Consider the following 17508-nt stretch of genomic DNA (forward strand, 5'->3'; position numbering starts at 1 on the left):
ACTACCCAGATGATGTTAGCCATTGGAAAAATGTGAGAATTTCATTGAAAAATAGACGTAAAAAACGGAGCAGTTCTGCTGTCATATATAAGTAGGCAATAAAAAATAAGAAAAATGAGAACTCCTTCTTCCCTGTTTGATCAAAGAAAACATGAAGAAGCGCAACAACTAGTCCCACTCCAGCAACTCTTAATACGTCTTGTAATTCCATTCCTACGCCCCCTCGTGTACAGCAATATATGTTGCTCTACAAAAAAAAAGACCTCTATACATATGTATAGAAGTCTTCTTGACAAAAATTTTTAGAGTAGCTTGTCCACAATGCTTTTAACAGTGCCTGTTTGCTGAATGAGATAGCTTTTTTCTCCCATCCACATCGATAAATATTCAGCATTGCCTTGCTCCGCACTTTCCTTCCGAATCGTTGTTGTTAAATAGTGCTGTAATGGATAGGGCGCTACTGTTGCATCCTGCATCTGCTGTGTAAACGTGTTTGCTAAGCCTCTCGCTGGTTTGCCTGTAAATGCACGCGTAACCGTTGTTTGCTGTTCTTTCGACGCCAATACTGCATTTTTATACAATGGCGAAATTTCACATTCCTCTGCTACGAGTAAGGCTGTGCCAATTTGAACCGCTTGTGCTCCGTTTGCCAATGCTCTCTGAATGGCTTCTTTTGTCACAAGTCCACCTGCTGCAATAATTGGAATGGTAATTTGCCCAGCTACCTGCTGTAGTAAATCATCTAAAGGAATTAGTTCCACTGGTGCTGTCGTAAAGGAGCCTCGATGACCGCCAGCCTCTCCGCCCTGTAAAACAACCGCATCTACCCCTGCCTGCTCGACAAGCTTTGCCTCTTCTAATGTAGTAGCTGTACCAATTGTATAAATACCATTGTCCTTAAACTGTTGCAGAACCTCGGCTGATGGAATGCCAAATGTAAAGGAGCAAATGGCTACCTTTTCCTCAATAATCGCTTGCACCTGCCCTGCAAAAACTTCTTTGGACACAACACTTTGTACAGGTGATAGTCCTAGTTCATCATAAAAGGGTTGTAGTGCCATACGCGCTTGTTGTAAAACCTCAATATCAATTTGTGGCTCCTCTTGCACAAATAAATTGACTGCAAAAGGCTTTGTCGTTAACTTCTTTACTTCCTGAATAAATTGCTTTGTTTGCTCGCCATCTAAGTAACCCGCACCAACTGAGCCTAATAGCCCCGCCTCAGCACAAGCCGCCACAAATGTTGGTGTTGTTACGCCTGCCATTGGTGCTTGAATAATTGGATATTGAATATCAAATATTTTTTGTAACATGTCCCTCACTCCTTACTACTATTGTAAACACTTTTTCCAACGTTGACCATCTATCTAATGATAGAAAGCTAAAGGTTGTCGAGAAAAAAGTGACCGTTCCTCTATCCAATGGCACAATCCCCAATAGTTTTTACGTGATATGTATAAGAAAAAATCAATTATGCTCCATCTAAGCTTCTATTTGCCGCTATAGAGTAAATCTTTAATCCGTGTGGGTTTTACAGCTTGTCGCCTTCGCACAAAAATATTTGCTAATACGAGATAAAATAAAAGCCCACCCTTTTAGCAAAAAGAGCAGGCTACATATTTATATTGATTATGCACGAGAAACGTAAGAACCTTCTTCTGTGTTAATGATTAATACATCGCCTTGGTTCACGAAGAATGGTACTTGTACGATAAGACCTGTTTCAAGTGTTGCAGGTTTTGTACCGCCTGAAGCTGTATCACCTTTAATACCTGGTTCTGTTTCTGTTACTTCTAGCTCAACAGTGTTCGGTAATTCAACACCCAGCATTTCACCTTGGTAAGATTGGATATGCACTTCCATGTTTTCTTTTAGGAATTTTAATTCATATTCAATCGCATTTGAAGATAGCTCAGTTTGCTCATATGATTCTAAGTCCATAAATACATGCTCGTCACCTTGTGCATATAAATATTGCATTTTACGGTTATCAATTTGTGCTTTCTCTACTTTTTCACCAGCACGGAATGTTTTTTCATTCACAGAGCCATTACGTAGATTACGTAATTTAGAGCGCACGAATGCAGCACCCTTCCCTGGTTTTACGTGTTGGAAATCTAATACGCGATATAATTGGCCATCCACAATAATTGTTAGACCTGTACGGAAATCGTTTACTGAAATCATTTGTGTTCCTCCAAAGTTTATAAAATAATAAGTTCTTTTGACGAATGTGTCAGTCGTTCATTACCTGTTTCTGTAATTAAAATATCATCCTCGATACGGACGCCACCGATTCCTGGTAAATAAACGCCTGGTTCAATCGTCACGGCCATACCTGGCTCTAATACTGTATCAGAACGCATTGACAAGCCAGGGCCTTCATGTACTTCAAGACCAATACCGTGTCCTAAAGAATGACCAAATGCTTCGCCATATCCTTGTTCCTTTAAGTAGTCACGTGCAATCGCATCCGCTTGAATACCTGTTAAGCCAGGGCCAACTTTTTCAAGTGCCAATAGCTGTGAAGCAAGGACTGCATTGTACATATCTACTAACTTTTCAGATGGTTCTCCAACTGCCACCGTACGTGTAATATCCGAAATATAGCCATTGTAGAGTGCGCCAAAGTCTAATGTTACAAAGTCGCCCTTTTCAATTACTTTATCCGTTGCAACGCCATGCGGTAATGCTGAACGAAGACCAGACGCAACAATTGTATCAAACGAAGACTGAGTTGCTCCTTGTTTACGCATGAAAAATTCCAATTCATTCGAAACCTCAAGCTCTGTTTTACCGGGCTTGATGAAGCCTAAAATATGTGTAAATGCGTGATCAGCAATTTCACACGCAGCCTTAATAATATTAATCTCTTGTTCCGTCTTAATCAAGCGAATTTTTTCAATTAGTCCAGAAACCGGCACTAAATCAGCTTGAATAGTTGCTTTATACAGTTCATATGTGCCATAGCTGACAGTATCTTTCTCAAAGCCCAATAATTTGATACCCATTTCATTGACCTGTTTAGCAATTTCTTCAATAATTGTTGCTTCATGCTGAACAATTCGGAAGTCCTGTACTTGTGCAGTAGCCTGCTCTGTATAACGAAAATCTGTAATAAACACCGCATCATTTTGGGATACAATTGCTACGCCTGCTGTCCCTGTAAAACCAGTCATATAACGACGGTTATAGCCATTTGTAATTAAAATGCCATCGATGTTTTGTTCTTGAAGTGCCTTACGTAGCTTTTGTAATTTCAACATAATCAATTCTCCCTCTCAATAAATGTACGTAGTGCCAGCTCATAGCCTTTCGTACCTAGCCCGCAAATTTGCCCAAGGCAGGCTGGAGCAAGATAGGAATGATGACGGAAAGCTTCACGTTTATGGATATTCGAAATATGTACTTCAATTACTGGCACAGCAATCCCTGCAATCGCATCATGTAGTGCGATACTTGTATGGGTATATGCACCAGGATTAAAAATAATACCATCGTATTTTTCGTCCTCCGCTTCATGCACCCAATCAACGAGTACCCCTTCATGATTGGATTGACGGAATTCCACTGTAGCTCCTAAAGAAGCCGCAAGATTTTGAAGATTCTCCCGAACATCATCTAATGTTTCATAGCCATAAATATGTGGTTCTCTTTTGCCCAGTCGATTTAAGTTAGGTCCATTCAAACATAATAACTTCACGCTTCGATTCCCTCTTTCTATGTACTTGTCATTTATTTTATCATACACGGCGCATACAGCAACTAATTTCCTTTTTGTGCTGTATGCTCCTGCTGATGAAAATTGGCGGTTTCTAATAAAAAACGCAATAGACAAATTACAATCACGATAAATGGAATCGACAGCTTTTTAAAGGAAGAAAGCTGTAATGGTAAATCTAATGCTATCCACTCGATGGAAATCGTCACCAAAACTCCTAGTAAAAACGAGGAAAACACGGCTGGAATCACATACACATAGCGCATTGTTAAATATAAGCATAAGCCAATAATAAAGAGCAGAAAAATAAAAAGAGTCCACTGAAATAATTTTGAGCTTTCTTCAAACCAGTTCCACTTTTTATAAAAGCCAATTGGATGCCATTTAATAAGATGAAAATAATGTAGCCCCTTTAAGCACAACGCCAAAACAAAAGCGCTAACTAGGGCTGTAATCACGGCTACTCTCACAGTATATCCTCCTTTTCACATACAAATCATTGCCTAAAATGTATGATTAGTGTAGCCATATAGAAAATTTACTATGCGTAACTCTAGAGGTTTTTCACTAAATTTAGTACAATGATACAGTTGAAATATATAAAGAGAGTGGTGTTGGTCTTGAGCAATTCACCTGTATACGGGGGACAGGCACAATTAGAGGGTGTGATGTTTGGAGGAAAGGAACATACGGTTACGGCTATTCGTCGTAACGATGATTCTATTGATTATTATCATTTTAAAAAAGTACAAAAACCGATGTTACAAAAGCTTAAAAAAATACCATTTGTACGAGGCGTTGTTGCCCTTATTGAATCAGCGGGCCTAGGCTCACGTCATATGCAATTTGCAGGAGATCGTTATGATGTAACACCTGGTGAGGAAGAAGACCATAAAGAAGAAGGCTCAAAGCTTCAAATGATCTTAGGAGTTGCTGTAGTTGGTGTGCTATCCTTTTTATTTGGAAAATTTGCCTTTACACTGATTCCTGTGTTTCTCGCTGATTTTTTCTCCAAATGGATTGACAGCAAAACAGGACAAATTTTACTAGAAAGTGGTTTTAAACTACTATTACTATTAATCTATTTATACTTTATCTCTTTAACGCCATTAATCAAACGCGTATTCCAATACCATGGCGCTGAACACAAAGTAATTAACTGCTATGAGGCAGGCTTAGATATTACAGTAGAAAATGTCCAAGCACAATCACGTCTACACTATCGTTGTGGTAGTAGCTTTATCCTTTTCACAGTCTTTGTCGGCATGTTTTTATACTTCTTCGTGCCAACTGACCCACTATGGCTACGCATTGTAGACCGTATTTTATTAATCCCTGTTGTCCTAGGCGTTTCATTTGAAGTATTACAAGCAACAAATGCTTGCCGTAACCTTCCTGTGCTACGCTTCCTTGGCTACCCTGGTTTATGGCTGCAATTACTAACAACACGCGAGCCAAAGGACGATCAAGTAGAAGTAGCCATTGCATCCTTTAATATGCTACGTCAAGTAGAACAAAAACCTGAAATCGCAGCAACATTGCATCATGATTAAAAAACCCCGAATAGTGAACACGTTCATAAAACGTGTCCTATTCGAGGTTTTTCTTTCTTATTTTAATAATTGTCTAGCAATAATAACACGCTGGATTTGATTCGTTCCATCATAGATTTGCGTTACTTTTGCATCACGCATCATTCTTTCAAGCGGATACATTGTTGTAAATCCGTTTCCTCCCAGAAGCTGTACAGCATCTGTCGTCACTTGCATCGCCACATCTGTAGCATAGTATTTTGCCATTGATGCATATTTTTCCATCTCATCTGTCTGCCCGTCAATATGCTCAGTAGCCGCCTTTACTAACAGCTCTGCCGTCACAATTTTCGTGCCTAGCTCTGCTAGCATACCTTGAATCATCGGCTGTTCACTCAATGGTTTGCCAAATTGGTTGCGTGCTTTTAAATAATCGAGTGCAATTTGAAAAGCCCCCTTCGCAATACCAACTCCTTGTGCACCTACTAATGTTCTACTTCTATTGAATGTCTTCATTAATAGCTTAAAGCCAGACCCTTCACTCCCTAGCAGATTATCTTTTGGCACACGTACCTGATCGAAAATAACAGTACCTACACTTGATCCTCTTACCCCAAGTGTCCTTACACATTCACCAAACTCCAAGCCTGAAGCAGCAGCATCTACAATAAAGAAGCTCAACCCCCTAGTAGGATGCTCTCCTGTTCGTGCTAATACTAAATAAGCGCCCGCTTCTCCAGCATTTGTAATAAAACACTTTTCTCCAGTGAGAATATAGCTACCCTCGTCATACACTGCTTGCGTTTGAATATTCGCAACATCTGAGCCAGCTTGTTCCTCCGTTACACAAAACGCTCCCGGATACTTGCCCTCCGCTAATGCACGTAAATAATTAGCTTTTTGCTCCTCATTGCCTCCTAAATCTAGTAAACAAGTTGTTAACGCCTGTGTGCATAATAAAACAGAAGTTGAGGCACATACTTTCGCTACTTCTTCCACCGCCTGAGCACTTGCATAAAAGGATTGCTCGGAACCATCATATTTTTTGGCAATATGTAAACCAAACAGCCCTTCATCTGCTAATAAACGAAAGTTTTCATGAGGAAAGCTTTGCATTTCATCAACTTGTTGTGCATTAGCTTGTATTTTTTCAATAACATGTCCTATTGCTAGCATACAGAATAACCCTCTCCTTCTTATCCATTAATAATCATAAAAGCCTTTACCTGATTTACGCCCTAAATGCCCTGCCTCTACCATTCTCTTTAACAGTGGGCATGGTCGATATTTAGAATCGCTAAATCCATCGTACAAGCTTTCTAATGCATATAAAGTCGTATCCAAACCACACTGATCCGCTAAACGTAGCGGTCCAATTGGATGATTCGCACCAAGCATCAAGCCTCGATCTACCTCCTCTGGGGCTGTCCCTTCCATCACAAGATATGCAGCTTCATTCATCATCGGTAATAAAATACGATTCACAATAAAGCCTGGATAATCCTGTGCAATAACGGTTTCTTTATGAATTTCCTTGCCATACTGCTGCGCACGCTTTAATGTTTCTTCAGACGTTTCAATAGATGTGACAATTTCCAACAATCTCATAATTGGCACTGGGCTAAAAAAATGTAGACCAATTACTTTCTCAGGTCTTTTTGTCACAGAACCAATAGCTGCAATAGACAGGGAGGAAGTATTACTTGCTAAGATAGCGTTCGGCTGAACTATCTCATCTAGCATTTTAAATACCTCTTGTTTAATAGCTAATTTTTCTGGAACGGCTTCAATGACTAAATCAACATTTTTCCCAAGCTTTATATCTGATGTATAATGAATATTTGCATAAATTTTCTGCTCATCTTCTAGTGTATATTTTTCTTTTTTTAGCATTGATTGAATACTCTTTGTAATATAATTTCTTCCTCTAGCCAAATCAGCCTCTGTTCGATCTGTTAAAATCACCTGAAAACCAGCTAAAGCAAATACTTGCGCAATTCCACTTCCCATTAAACCTGCACCAACGACCATTACTTGTTGCTCCATATGTTCATCTCCTATTCTGCTAAGTTATCCTGTACATTTTTTATAATAACAGCGGCTCCCTGTCCGCCTCCAATACATAACGTTGCCAATCCATATGATAAGTTTCGTTTTTGTAACTCATGAACTAAGGACACGATAATACGAGAGCCTGAACTACCAACAGGATGCCCTAATGCCACAGCGCCACCATTGACATTCACAATATTAGGATTCATATCTAATTCTTTCATCACAGCTAGAGCCTGTGCGGCAAAAGCTTCATTTAGTTCAATTAAATCTATGCTCTCTAGTGTTAAATTTGCCTTTTCTAAAGCTTTCCGTGTAGCAGGTACAGGACCAATGCCCATCACACTTGGCTCGACACCTGCCGAAGCTACTGAAATAATTTCTGCAAGCGGCTGCAAATTATATTTCCTTAGTGCATGTTCCGAAACGATTAACATAATAGAAGCTCCATCGTTCAAGCCAGAAGAATTTCCAGCCGTGACAGTGCCACCCTCTTTTAAAAAGACAGGTTTTAAATTTTTCAAAGCCTCGACTGTCGTTTCACGAGGATGTTCATCCTTTGTAAACCATTTAGAGGGACTCACTTCAATTGGGACAATTTCCTTTTCAAATAACCCTTGCTGAATAGCATTTAATGCTTTATTTTGGCTATTGACTGAAAACTGGTCTTGTTCTTCCCTTGAAATATTGTATTGTTGTGCTAAATTTTCTGCCGTAATGCCCATATGATAGTTTTCCATTGCACAAATCAAGCCATCATATAATAAGCTATCTTCTAGATGCATAGACCCCATTTTTTTACCATCGCGACCGTCTAATAAAATATGCGGAACATTGCTCATGCTTTCTGTGCCACCCGCGAGTATAATTTCCGCTTCACCAGCTTTGATTTGTTGATAGGCTAACGACACCGAACGCATACCTGATGCGCATTGTTTATTAACCGTCATAGCAGGGATGGATTTTGGAAGACCTGCCTTTATCGCAGCTTGCCGAGCAGGATTTCCCTTCCCCCCTGCTTGATAGACATTGCCAATAATAACCTCGTCAATTTGTTCCAAGGGTATTTCTACATTTTCTATGAGCGCTTTTATCGTAGCAGCTGATAAATCAGAGGAATTGAAATATTTTAAGCTTCCACCAAATCTACCGACTGCTGTTCTTAAAGCTGATACAATATATACCTTATTCAATTTCATCCACCTACTCCCTCATTATTCTTTTTATGCTTTTCTAATTGCTGACGTAGCTCCTCTGGAATAGGCTCTGCTTTTCTAGTTGTCTTGTTAAAATTGACATAGGTAGCTGTTCCTCTACTACATAATTGGTTGTTTTGATACATTTCTTCCTCAATAAGATAGCTAGAGTTCCGAATTTCTTTGATATACGTATGGATCGTGACATCTTGTCCATAGTGAATTTCATTGATGTAATCAACGTTTAAATTAACGACAACACACTTCCAATTATCAAAGGATAGCGTAGGTGTAAAAATTTCAAAAATACCCTTTCGACCAGCTTCAAACCAAATAGGTACAACGGTATTATTAATATGACCCATTCCATCCGTTTCGGATACTCGTGGTGTAATAACTGTTGTAAACATAAGCACCTTCCTTATCTATAAAATTGAAAAAATATTATGTGAATAGTGTAAATAAAATAATTGCTAGGGCTGTGGCACACATCGTTAGAACGACGGCCATCATCGCAACAGGCAAATAGGCTCGTTTAAAGGTGTCATGACAAATATTTTTAATCGTTGTCACAATATAACCATTGTGAGGAAGTGATGCCAAGCCATCTGATGCCATAACAGAAACACGATGTAATGCGCCTGGATCAACGCCCATATTTAAGTAAATTGGCGATAAAATCGGAAGAGCAATTCCTAAACCACCTGATGCTGAACCTGTTAAACCTGCTATTAAATTTATACAGATTGCTAGGCTTAATAATGGCGGTCCTGGAATTTGTAACACTGCGTCTACAATTTGTGTAAAGCCAGATGTAACAGCCGCTACTTTCCCAAAGGCAATGACCGCACTCGTATTACATGCTGCCAAAATAGCATCATTTGCTCCACGCTCTAAAACTCGCCAAAAGTCTGTAATATATCTAAACATCGTTACACAGGCAACAACGATTGCCCCTAGTAAAGCAAAAATAGCTGCTGAGGTTGCGGAAAACATTTGTGAATACGTAACCATTCCAGCCACTACGACAACAATTGGAAGTATTGCTAAGAAGATACTTGGTAATTTCTCTTTTTCTCTTTCATTTAATTCTGCATCACTAGCATGTGCTTCGAACTTTTCGCCTCTTTTAACGGAGCGACTGATCGCAAAGTGTAACCATAAAGACCCTACTGCAAAATTAAAGATAGAAACAATCATTCCAATCCAAAAGCCTGAATACGGGGTTGTTCCAAAAAATTCTGTTGGCATAATGTTTTGAATTTCAGGTGAACCTGGTAAAAACATCGTAAACGTTACCGAACCAAACACCAAAGCTGCTGGTATAAACCGTCTTGGCAAATCGGCTGTTCTAAACAATGAAACTGCTAGAGGATACACAGCAAAACCAACAACAAACAATGATACGCCACCATAGGTCATAATAGCACAGGCTAATACAACAGCCATAACAGCGCCTTTCGGTCCAATCACTTTCATAACCCATGTTGCAATGGATTCTGCGGCCCCTGTTTCTCCCATCACTTTACCAAAAACAGCCCCTAGTAAGAAGAGCAAGAAATAGGATGCAAAATAGCCTGTAAAACCATTCATATATGTTCCCGTCATGGCTTCCACAACATCCTGACCAGACGTTATGGCTACAAATACACTCGCTATAATAGCACTAATAATGATGTTGATTCCTCGAACGGTCATATAAATCAAAATGGCTAAGCCAATCATTAACATAATTACGCTCATAGGTTACCTCCTTTTGTTTTTCCTATAGTATTTTTATTCTTCTACCTTCGTATGTTGATTAAACATTGGCTTTCTTTTTTCGATAAATGCGCCAACTCCTTCAAAGGCATCTGGATGTTGAAAGACATCATAGAATAGTTCTGCCTCATGCTGAATTCCTTCCGCTATAGAATGATCAGCGCCATACATCATAGCCTCCTTTATCTTGCTAAGCGTATAGCTTGACTTCATCGCCAACTGCTTCGCCCACTCCTTAGCACCAGTAAGCCCTTCATTGGAAGCGGTTACCTTATTGACTAAGCCAAGTGTAAAGGCGTCCTGCGCGTCAATACTTCCTCCGAAAAATATAAGCTCCTTTGCTTTCGACATGCCAATCAATCTTGGTAATCGCTGTGTACCTCCCCCACCTGGGAAAATACCTAAATTAATTTCAGGCAGTCCTATTTTTGCATGCTGTTCAGCAATTCGAAAATCACAGCATAATGCTAATTCACACCCTCCACCAAGCGTCAGACCATTTAATACAGCAATTGTAGGCTTAGGGAAACGATCAATATAATTATAGAGCTGATGATTTGCATAAACATGTCTATCCATCTGCTTATCCCCTAGCCATGTTGGAAATTCTTTTATATCAGCACCAGCCATAAACGCCTTTTGTCCAGCGCTTGTTAAAATCACAACTCTGATCGTATCATTTTTTTCAATTTGTTGGAAAGCATGCAATAAACCTTCTACAACCTTTTTTCCTAAAACATTTAATGGTGGATGATTGATTTGAACAGTTGCTATATGATTCTCTATCGTGACAGCTACTACGTTTGGATAATTAGCCATTTGCTTCATTCTCTCCTCTTTGTTGTAATTCCTCATCTACTAGCACTCGACGAAGTAGCTTTCCAGTAGCCGTTTGAGGAAGGCTCTCTCTAAATTCGATACTCCGTGGATATTTATAACTCGCCATCTTCTCTTTACTCCACGCAATAATGTCCTGTTCTGTGACAGTGCCAGCATATTCATCTTTCAATACAATAAAGGCCTTTACACTTTCACCTCGTTTTGCATCTGGAATACCGATGACAGCGGCAGCACTTACAGCTGGATGTCTTACGAGCATTACCTCTACATCTTCTGGAAATACACTATAGCCTGAGCATTTAATCAGCTCTTTTCTACGCCCTTGGAAAAATAGATGGCCTCGTTCATCGATAAAGCCAATATCACCTGTATGCAGCCAACCATTTTGAATTGCTGTTCGTGTCGCCTCTGGCTTATTCAAATAGCCTTTGAATACAGCAGGACTTTTAATCAGAATTTCTCCCAGCTGCCCGACTGCCATATCTTCATCCGTATTTTCAGGATTGACAATACGAATCTCTGAACCCGGTAATGGTTTACCATGTCCACCAGCTACAATATCATCAAGCGGCATAACTGTATCAGCCGTATGTGTTTCACTTGAACCATAGGAGATTTCAAAAATCGTAGCATCTGTTAATGCTGTCCAAGCACGCATAATATCTTCTGTTAACGGAATACCAAAGCTTGTACATTGGCAAATTTTTAATGTTGAAAAATCAATAGCTTGAGCATTTGGTAGGTTCATGATATCGACATTCATTGGCGTTACAGTATATGTAACAGAAATTTTATACGTTTCAATTGCCTCTATTAAAGCCTCCGCAGAGTACCTTGTTAAAATAACAATCGTTCCCCCTGTAAAAATAGGTACATTCACGCTAAAGAGCTTACCAGCAATATGACACATCGGCATTACACTTAAATGAATATCATCATGTTGAAATCCATAACATGCTGCCACACCCTTTGTTTTATAGAAAGCGTTACCATAAGAGAGCATGGCACCTTTTGGCAAACCCGTTGAACCCGAAGTGTAAACAATTAAACAAATATCATTTTCCATATCAATAGCTATAGCAGGCACTTCGTCAATTTCTTTCTGTAAAATGCTCATTAAATCACATGTGCCCTCTATTTTTTCCTTTGAAATAATTGGTTCTGGAAATAAAGGAACTGGCTTTTCTGGTAAAAAATCTGTGTAATTGGTAACAATAATATGCTCTAAATCTGTTTGATCCTTTATATTTCTAACAACGCCATATAAATGGTCGAGTGTAACAATAGCCCTTGCCCCTAAATCCTTTATCTCATATTCCAACTCCCACTCTTTAAACATAGGGCTGCACGGACCTTCAATGGCTCCAATTTTTTGTATACCAAGACTGCAAATAATATATTGTGGACAGTTCTGCATATAGAGAGCTACTTTATCACCCTTTTTAATCCCTTGTTTTTGTAGAAATACAGCGAATCGATCCGATAGTTCGTCTAATTCTTGATATGAAATACGCTTCCCATAATAAATAATGGCATCTTGATGCGGGCGAATTTTTGCATGCTGACGTAAATTTTCATGTAAAGGTTGTTCTTTATATTGATTTATCAAATAAAACTCCTCCTTATGACTACGTATTCATTTTAATTTCTGCTCTGTACAAGTATTAATATATGTTTCCGTTTAGAAAAAAGTCAACAGTTTTTTGAAAATTAAATATTTTACAATTTCTTCTTTCTATATGTTTTCTAGCTAAAATGCAGCTTTCTACATTGACTATTTTTTTTCATTCTCCCCTCTATTTCTAGTGCTTATCATCAGGCGGCTGTTGTATATTTACGCTAATTCAACTATATTAAAATTATGAGAAGGAGGAATTTACCATGGTGTCATCTAAAGATGTAGCAAAGAAAGCAGGGGTATCACAAACAACTGTTTCACGTGTACTCAACACACCAGAACTAGTTAAAAAACCTACAATAGATAAAGTGATGCGTGCTATTGAGGAATTGAATTATATTCCAAATGCCAATGCTCGCTCTCTTGTACAAAATAAAACGAAAACGATAGCCCTTTTGTCTGGCCCTATCCATAACCCATTTTTTGTTGACACAACAACAGCTATTATTAACTATGCAAACGAGCAGGGCTATCGGGTACATGTCCAATATGTAGATGACGATCGCTTGCAAGAGGCATATACGTCTATTCTTGAAAATAAAGTAGATGGTGTTATTCTCTCATGCATTTTTTGGGAGGACCCAATGTTTTTTAAATTAAAGCAACTCGATATCCCATTTATTACGTACAATCGAAGACATAAAAACAATGAATTTTTTGTAGAGATTGATAATTTTTATGCTGGTTACTTAGCTGCTCAGCATTTGCTGGAGCTTGGACATACGGCTATTTCTTGGGTTGGTGGTCCACAAAATCGCAGCACATTCAAGGAGCGATATGCAGGGTTTTTAAAGGCGCTTGAGGATTATAATATCGCTAAAAATGATGATTATATTTTTACAATAGATACGTCGAAACAATCCATTCAAGGTCTCTTTCAACATATAACTTCACTAGGTCAGCAGCCAACAGGCATCTGTGCAGCAACGGACTCCATCGCTCTTCATTTACTCGATTGCTTCATCACAAAAAATTTAAAAGTACCAGATGATATCAGTATCATAGGCATTGATAATGTGGATTTAAGTAAGCATGGAATGATTCAATTAACAACAGTCGGTAGCATTTTAGAAGAGAATTTAGGATTTTTAGCTATTAAAGAATTGTTTGAAATGATTGAAAATAAAAAAAATAGTTGCGTTCGTATTACAAAGCCTGTTAAAGTATTTAATAGGCGCACAACAGGTGCCCCAAAACAAACTATTAAATAGTTTGTTTCTTTTTATCATCAAATGAATACGTAACCATTTTTATTTTCTCTCTTGTACAGTTGTTTTTTATTGTTGTCAAAAATGAATACGTAACCATCAATAAATAATCCTAGGAGGTTTATAAGGATGAAAAAAAATTTATATATAGACGGGCAATGGGAATCTACCGCTAACTATGCTTCTTTATATGCTCCCTATTCCCGACAGAAGATTGCTGAAATCCCTCAGGCTAGCGAAGAGGATGTTAAAAAGGCCATTCAGGCTGCTTATAAAGCAAAAGCAGCAGTTGCCAATACGACAGCCTATGAACGAGCACAGGTCTTGGAGCAGTTGGTGCAACTTTTTATACAACACAAAGAAAAAGCAGCCCAAATCATTGCCTTAGAAGCAGGAAAGCCACTCAAATATGCTCTACTCGAAATAGAGCGTACAATCGAAACCTATAAATTTGCGGCAGAGGAAGCCAAACGTTTAGTGGGTGAAATAGTCCCAATGGATGCTGCTAAAAATGGCAATAATCGGTTTGGTTACACACTTGAACAGCCTGTTGGTGTTGTAGCTGCCATTACACCATTCAACTTTCCTCAAAACTTGGTTGCTCATAAGGTAGGACCTGCAATTGCTGCTGGAAACACGATTATTCTTAAGCCAGCATCGCAAACTCCCCTATCTGCTTTATTTTTAGCAGAGCTAATTGAGCAAACCTCTTTACCAAAGGGAGCTTTCAATGTCATTACAGGCAGTGGCAAACTTGTAGGTGACGTACTAATTGAAAGTGACCATATCAATATGATTACCTTTACTGGGAGCCCAGCTGTAGGTATGGATATTCGCAAGCGAGCAGGCTTGAAAAAAGTTACCTTGGAGCTTGGTTCCAATGCAGGCTTACTTATTGATGAGCAAGTAAATCTTGATGAAATTGTTTCAAAATGTGTTGTGGGCTCTTTCTCTAACCAAGGGCAAGTATGTATTTCACTTCAACGCATTTATGTAATGGATACACTGTATGATGAATTTCTTGCTAAATTCGTTGTCCAGACTGAGAAGCTTGTGCTAGGCGATCCTTTAGAAATGACTACAGATATTTCTTCATTAATTCATGCAAATGAAGAGATTCGTGCGCTTGATTGGATTAATGAGGCATTGGCAAATGGAGCCGAATTAGCTACAGGTGGAAAACTGCAAAATCGTATATTGTTACCTACTATTTTAACGAATGTTGCAGATCACCTAAAGGTATCCTGTCAGGAAGTATTTGCACCTATTGTGATTGTTAATCGAATAACGAGCATACAAGAAGGAATTGAAGCCATCAATAAATCACATTATGGATTGCAGGCTGGCATTTTTACGAATAATATTCAAACTGCTTTTATGACCTCAAAGGCATTGGAGGTGGGCGGTGTCATTATTAATGACATTCCAACTTATCGTGTTGATCAAATGCCCTATGGCGGGGTAAAAGAAAGCGGTACAGGAAAAGAAGGGATTAAATACGCTATCCATGAAATGACCGAAACAAAGCTGATTGTTTGGAATCAATCGTAAGGAGAATTAGTATATGGTATATAAAATTACTTTCACACCTCTTAACTATACAGGCTGGCATTCATTATCTCACTTATTGGCAGAGGTAAAACGACTACAGGCAAAGAAAATACTTGTTGTCACTGATCCAACGTTAATAAAAATTGGCTTAACTACTCAAGCCATTCAACCGTTAATCAATGCAAATTATAGCATTGAACTATACACTGAGGTGGCAGCAGAGCCTTCACTAGCACTCGCAGAAAAATTAGTAGCCTACACTCGACAGCATCAATTTGACATGATTATTGGGATTGGCGGGGGTAGTGCATTAGATTTATCTAAGCTAGCAGGTGTACTTGCTGTGCATGAAGGATTTGTGGCAGATTATTTAAATTTAACTGGTACAAAAAAAATCTTAAGCAAAGGGATTCCCACTATTCTAATACCAACAACGTCTGGTACAGGCTCTGAAGTAACCAATATCGCTGTCTTGACATTAGAAAATACAAAAGATGTTGTAGCACATGACTATTTATTACCAGATGTTGCTATTATAGACCCTGCACTAACGGTTTCTCTTCCACCTAATATTACTGCTGCAACAGGAATTGATGCACTTACACATGCCATTGAAGCCTATATTTCAAAAAATGCAAGCCCTATTTCGGACGCATTGGCTATACAGGCTATTCGTTTAATTACGCAATCCATTCGTACTGCAGTTGCAGATGGTAGCAATCAAGAAGCTCGTACAAATATGAGTTATGGCAGTTATCTTGCTGGGCTTGCCTTCTTTAATGCTGGGGTTGCAGGTGTTCATGCCCTCGCCTATCCACTTGGAGGGCAATTCCATGTCCCACATGGAGAATCAAATGCAGTGCTCCTTCCTTATGTGATGGGCTATATTCGCCAAAGCTGTGAAAAACGCATGAAGGATATTTATGAAATAATGGGCTTTCATACAGCATATTTATCGCAGGAGGAGGCCTCTTATCGTTGCGTGGAGGAATTACAAAAAATCGTTAAAGACGTTAATATTCCGTCTACCTTAAGGGAATTTAATATTCCTGAGGAGGCATTAAAGCATTTAACAGCGGCGGCATTGGAGCAAAAGCGAATTTTAGCACGTAGCCCTATGACCTTATTAGCAAAGGATATCTTTACAATCTATCAATCTGCATTCAATGGCATCATTACAGAAAATAAATAGTTATTTTGTGATGTGTTACTTCTTTCTGGACAGATTGGAACTGTCCTATTAAAATCTCTTTTTTAAAAAGACCTTTGTCCATATGTCAAAGGTACAAGAATAATAAAGGTTTGCTAAAAAATAAGCGCCCCCTATAGACAAAGATAATCTAAAGGGGGCAACATACAATCATTTATAGATGTTTGATGACATCTCCTTAAGCCACTATAGCTAGAAGTACACTATTTCATAAAGCTTCTACTTTTTCCTATTGTGAATATCGAAAATAAAAGGAATCTCCAACTTCTGAAGAGCACCCACTTAAATAGTATTCAATGCCTTCATCATCACTTCTTGATGCTATAGTAGAACAGGTCGTGCTTTGGGCTCCTTTTCCAGAACCCGCATATTTATCTTGAGAATTATCATACGTATATTGTATTTTGTCACCATCATAATCTAAATGATAATAAATGGGATCCCCTTCAATCGTATAGGTTGTGATACGAATGGCATCTTTAGCGCCTTTTTGAATATTTTCTATAAAACTGGTAAATTTCTCTAAGTTACTAATTTTTCCGTGAAGATTGACGACATCTCCATTTGCCAATGCCTCTTCCAAAGAATCAGCTTGTTTCTGATCGCTCATTTCAGCTTCCTCTTGGCAACCAAGTAAAACTATTGATAAAAAGGTTACGCACAGCATTAAGCTAAACTTTTTCACACATATCCCCCTCTATAAAATTAGTCGTATTTCTATTGTCTTCGTTTCGCTTAATTGTTCCACCGGTAATGCAA

Annotated in this window: 18 protein-coding genes; 4 read left to right on the top strand and 14 right to left on the bottom strand. The window is 38.7% G+C overall.

Features of this window, described 5'->3' with window-relative positions; translation table 11 throughout:
• Nucleotide 1: 1 nt before the first annotated feature.
• The 6 genes from ACIQVU_RS01885 to ACIQVU_RS01910 all read right to left on the bottom strand — a co-directional run bounded on the left by ACIQVU_RS01885 (nucleotide 2) and on the right by ACIQVU_RS01910 (nucleotide 4191).
• Nucleotides 2-211 (bottom strand): hypothetical protein, encoded by a 210-nt coding sequence (locus ACIQVU_RS01885; RefSeq protein WP_012295089.1) that lies wholly within the window; start codon nucleotides 209-211, stop codon nucleotides 2-4.
• Between the two features lie 91 nt (nucleotides 212-302).
• Entirely contained in the window at nucleotides 303-1313 is a 1011-nt protein-coding gene (locus tag ACIQVU_RS01890; RefSeq protein ID WP_340806364.1) for an NAD(P)H-dependent flavin oxidoreductase, read from the bottom strand.
• Nucleotides 1314-1629: 316 nt separating this feature from the next.
• Nucleotides 1630-2187 carry an elongation factor P gene (gene efp, locus ACIQVU_RS01895; RefSeq protein ID WP_340806366.1) on the bottom strand — a complete coding sequence of 186 codons (558 nt, stop codon included), beginning with the start codon at nucleotides 2185-2187 and terminating at the stop codon, nucleotides 1630-1632.
• A gap of 17 nt (nucleotides 2188-2204) precedes the next feature.
• The gene (locus tag ACIQVU_RS01900; RefSeq protein WP_402893501.1) at nucleotides 2205-3266 is read right to left on the bottom strand and encodes a M24 family metallopeptidase; all 1062 of its coding nucleotides are present in this window, start codon (nucleotides 3264-3266) and stop codon (nucleotides 2205-2207) included.
• A gap of 2 nt (nucleotides 3267-3268) precedes the next feature.
• Nucleotides 3269-3703 (bottom strand): type II 3-dehydroquinate dehydratase, encoded by a 435-nt coding sequence (aroQ, locus tag ACIQVU_RS01905; RefSeq protein ID WP_340806368.1) that lies wholly within the window; start codon nucleotides 3701-3703, stop codon nucleotides 3269-3271.
• A gap of 62 nt (nucleotides 3704-3765) precedes the next feature.
• Nucleotides 3766-4191, bottom strand: coding sequence for a hypothetical protein (locus tag ACIQVU_RS01910; protein ID WP_340806370.1), 426 nt, complete (start codon nucleotides 4189-4191; stop codon nucleotides 3766-3768).
• A gap of 111 nt (nucleotides 4192-4302) precedes the next feature.
• On the opposite strand from ACIQVU_RS01910, the gene ACIQVU_RS01915 reads away from it, so the two are divergent.
• Nucleotides 4303-5274, top strand: a complete 972-nt coding sequence (locus ACIQVU_RS01915; RefSeq protein WP_340806372.1) for a DUF1385 domain-containing protein — start codon at nucleotides 4303-4305, stop codon at nucleotides 5272-5274.
• A 57-nt stretch (nucleotides 5275-5331) separates the two neighbouring features.
• Here the strand turns inward: ACIQVU_RS01915 and ACIQVU_RS01920 are convergent, their stop codons facing one another.
• Genes ACIQVU_RS01920 through ACIQVU_RS01950 form a run of 7 tightly spaced genes read right to left on the bottom strand, consistent with a single transcriptional unit; the run spans nucleotide 5332 to nucleotide 12711 of the window.
• Nucleotides 5332-6429 carry an acyl-CoA dehydrogenase family protein gene (locus ACIQVU_RS01920; RefSeq protein WP_402893505.1) on the bottom strand — a complete coding sequence of 366 codons (1098 nt, stop codon included), beginning with the start codon at nucleotides 6427-6429 and terminating at the stop codon, nucleotides 5332-5334.
• A gap of 27 nt (nucleotides 6430-6456) precedes the next feature.
• Entirely contained in the window at nucleotides 6457-7299 is an 843-nt protein-coding gene (locus ACIQVU_RS01925) for a 3-hydroxyacyl-CoA dehydrogenase family protein (protein ID WP_340806376.1), read from the bottom strand.
• An 11-nt stretch (nucleotides 7300-7310) separates the two neighbouring features.
• Entirely contained in the window at nucleotides 7311-8504 is a 1194-nt protein-coding gene (locus ACIQVU_RS01930) for a thiolase family protein (protein WP_340806378.1), read from the bottom strand.
• Nucleotides 8501-8911 carry an acyl-CoA thioesterase gene (locus ACIQVU_RS01935; protein ID WP_340806379.1) on the bottom strand — a complete coding sequence of 137 codons (411 nt, stop codon included), beginning with the start codon at nucleotides 8909-8911 and terminating at the stop codon, nucleotides 8501-8503. The genes ACIQVU_RS01930 and ACIQVU_RS01935 overlap by 4 nt, the downstream gene beginning before the upstream one ends.
• A 34-nt stretch (nucleotides 8912-8945) precedes the next feature.
• Nucleotides 8946-10244, bottom strand: coding sequence for a GntP family permease (locus tag ACIQVU_RS01940; protein WP_340806380.1), 1299 nt, complete (start codon nucleotides 10242-10244; stop codon nucleotides 8946-8948).
• 33 nt (nucleotides 10245-10277) lie between these two features.
• The gene (locus ACIQVU_RS01945; RefSeq protein ID WP_340806382.1) at nucleotides 10278-11081 is read right to left on the bottom strand and encodes an enoyl-CoA hydratase/isomerase family protein; all 804 of its coding nucleotides are present in this window, start codon (nucleotides 11079-11081) and stop codon (nucleotides 10278-10280) included.
• Nucleotides 11074-12711, bottom strand: coding sequence for an AMP-binding protein (locus tag ACIQVU_RS01950; protein ID WP_402893512.1), 1638 nt, complete (start codon nucleotides 12709-12711; stop codon nucleotides 11074-11076). The genes ACIQVU_RS01945 and ACIQVU_RS01950 overlap by 8 nt, the downstream gene beginning before the upstream one ends.
• Before the next feature lie 272 nt (nucleotides 12712-12983).
• Between ACIQVU_RS01950 and ACIQVU_RS01955 the strand changes: the two genes are divergently transcribed.
• The 3 genes from ACIQVU_RS01955 to ACIQVU_RS01965 all read left to right on the top strand — a co-directional run bounded on the left by ACIQVU_RS01955 (nucleotide 12984) and on the right by ACIQVU_RS01965 (nucleotide 16731).
• Entirely contained in the window at nucleotides 12984-13991 is a 1008-nt protein-coding gene (locus tag ACIQVU_RS01955; protein WP_340806384.1) for a LacI family DNA-binding transcriptional regulator, read from the top strand.
• A 126-nt stretch (nucleotides 13992-14117) separates the two neighbouring features.
• The gene (locus tag ACIQVU_RS01960; protein ID WP_402893515.1) at nucleotides 14118-15539 is read left to right on the top strand and encodes an aldehyde dehydrogenase family protein; all 1422 of its coding nucleotides are present in this window, start codon (nucleotides 14118-14120) and stop codon (nucleotides 15537-15539) included.
• 13 nt (nucleotides 15540-15552) lie between these two features.
• Nucleotides 15553-16731, top strand: coding sequence for an iron-containing alcohol dehydrogenase (locus ACIQVU_RS01965; protein ID WP_340806387.1), 1179 nt, complete (start codon nucleotides 15553-15555; stop codon nucleotides 16729-16731).
• A gap of 247 nt (nucleotides 16732-16978) precedes the next feature.
• Here the strand turns inward: ACIQVU_RS01965 and ACIQVU_RS01970 are convergent, their stop codons facing one another.
• A complete protein-coding gene (locus tag ACIQVU_RS01970) occupies nucleotides 16979-17434 on the bottom strand; it encodes a DUF4362 domain-containing protein (protein ID WP_340806388.1) in 456 nt (151 codons plus the stop codon).
• Between the last annotated feature and the right edge of the window lie 74 nt (nucleotides 17435-17508).

Source organism: Lysinibacillus sp. NPDC098008 (genome assembly GCF_044760715.1).
Taxonomy (GTDB): Bacteria; Bacillota; Bacilli; order Bacillales_A; family Planococcaceae; genus Lysinibacillus.

Coding starts and splice junctions, on each gene's coding strand:
- ACIQVU_RS01955 (WP_340806384.1), top strand. CDS start 12,984: ATGGTGTCATCTAAAGATGTAGCAAAGAAAGCAGGGGTATCACAAACA.
- ACIQVU_RS01915 (WP_340806372.1), top strand. CDS start 4,303: ATGATACAGTTGAAATATATAAAGAGAGTGGTGTTGGTCTTGAGCAAT.
- ACIQVU_RS01945 (WP_340806382.1), bottom strand. CDS start 11,081: ATGGCTAATTATCCAAACGTAGTAGCTGTCACGATAGAGAATCATATA.
- ACIQVU_RS01940 (WP_340806380.1), bottom strand. CDS start 10,244: ATGAGCGTAATTATGTTAATGATTGGCTTAGCCATTTTGATTTATATG.
- ACIQVU_RS01965 (WP_340806387.1), top strand. CDS start 15,553: ATGGTATATAAAATTACTTTCACACCTCTTAACTATACAGGCTGGCAT.
- ACIQVU_RS01925 (WP_340806376.1), bottom strand. CDS start 7,299: ATGGAGCAACAAGTAATGGTCGTTGGTGCAGGTTTAATGGGAAGTGGA.
- ACIQVU_RS01920 (WP_402893505.1), bottom strand. CDS start 6,429: ATGCTAGCAATAGGACATGTTATTGAAAAAATACAAGCTAATGCACAA.
- efp (WP_340806366.1), bottom strand. CDS start 2,187: ATGATTTCAGTAAACGATTTCCGTACAGGTCTAACAATTATTGTGGAT.
- ACIQVU_RS01900 (WP_402893501.1), bottom strand. CDS start 3,266: ATGTTGAAATTACAAAAGCTACGTAAGGCACTTCAAGAACAAAACATC.
- ACIQVU_RS01960 (WP_402893515.1), top strand. CDS start 14,118: ATGAAAAAAAATTTATATATAGACGGGCAATGGGAATCTACCGCTAAC.
- ACIQVU_RS01930 (WP_340806378.1), bottom strand. CDS start 8,504: ATGAAATTGAATAAGGTATATATTGTATCAGCTTTAAGAACAGCAGTC.
- ACIQVU_RS01885 (WP_012295089.1), bottom strand. CDS start 211: ATGGAATTACAAGACGTATTAAGAGTTGCTGGAGTGGGACTAGTTGTT.
- ACIQVU_RS01890 (WP_340806364.1), bottom strand. CDS start 1,313: ATGTTACAAAAAATATTTGATATTCAATATCCAATTATTCAAGCACCA.
- ACIQVU_RS01935 (WP_340806379.1), bottom strand. CDS start 8,911: ATGTTTACAACAGTTATTACACCACGAGTATCCGAAACGGATGGAATG.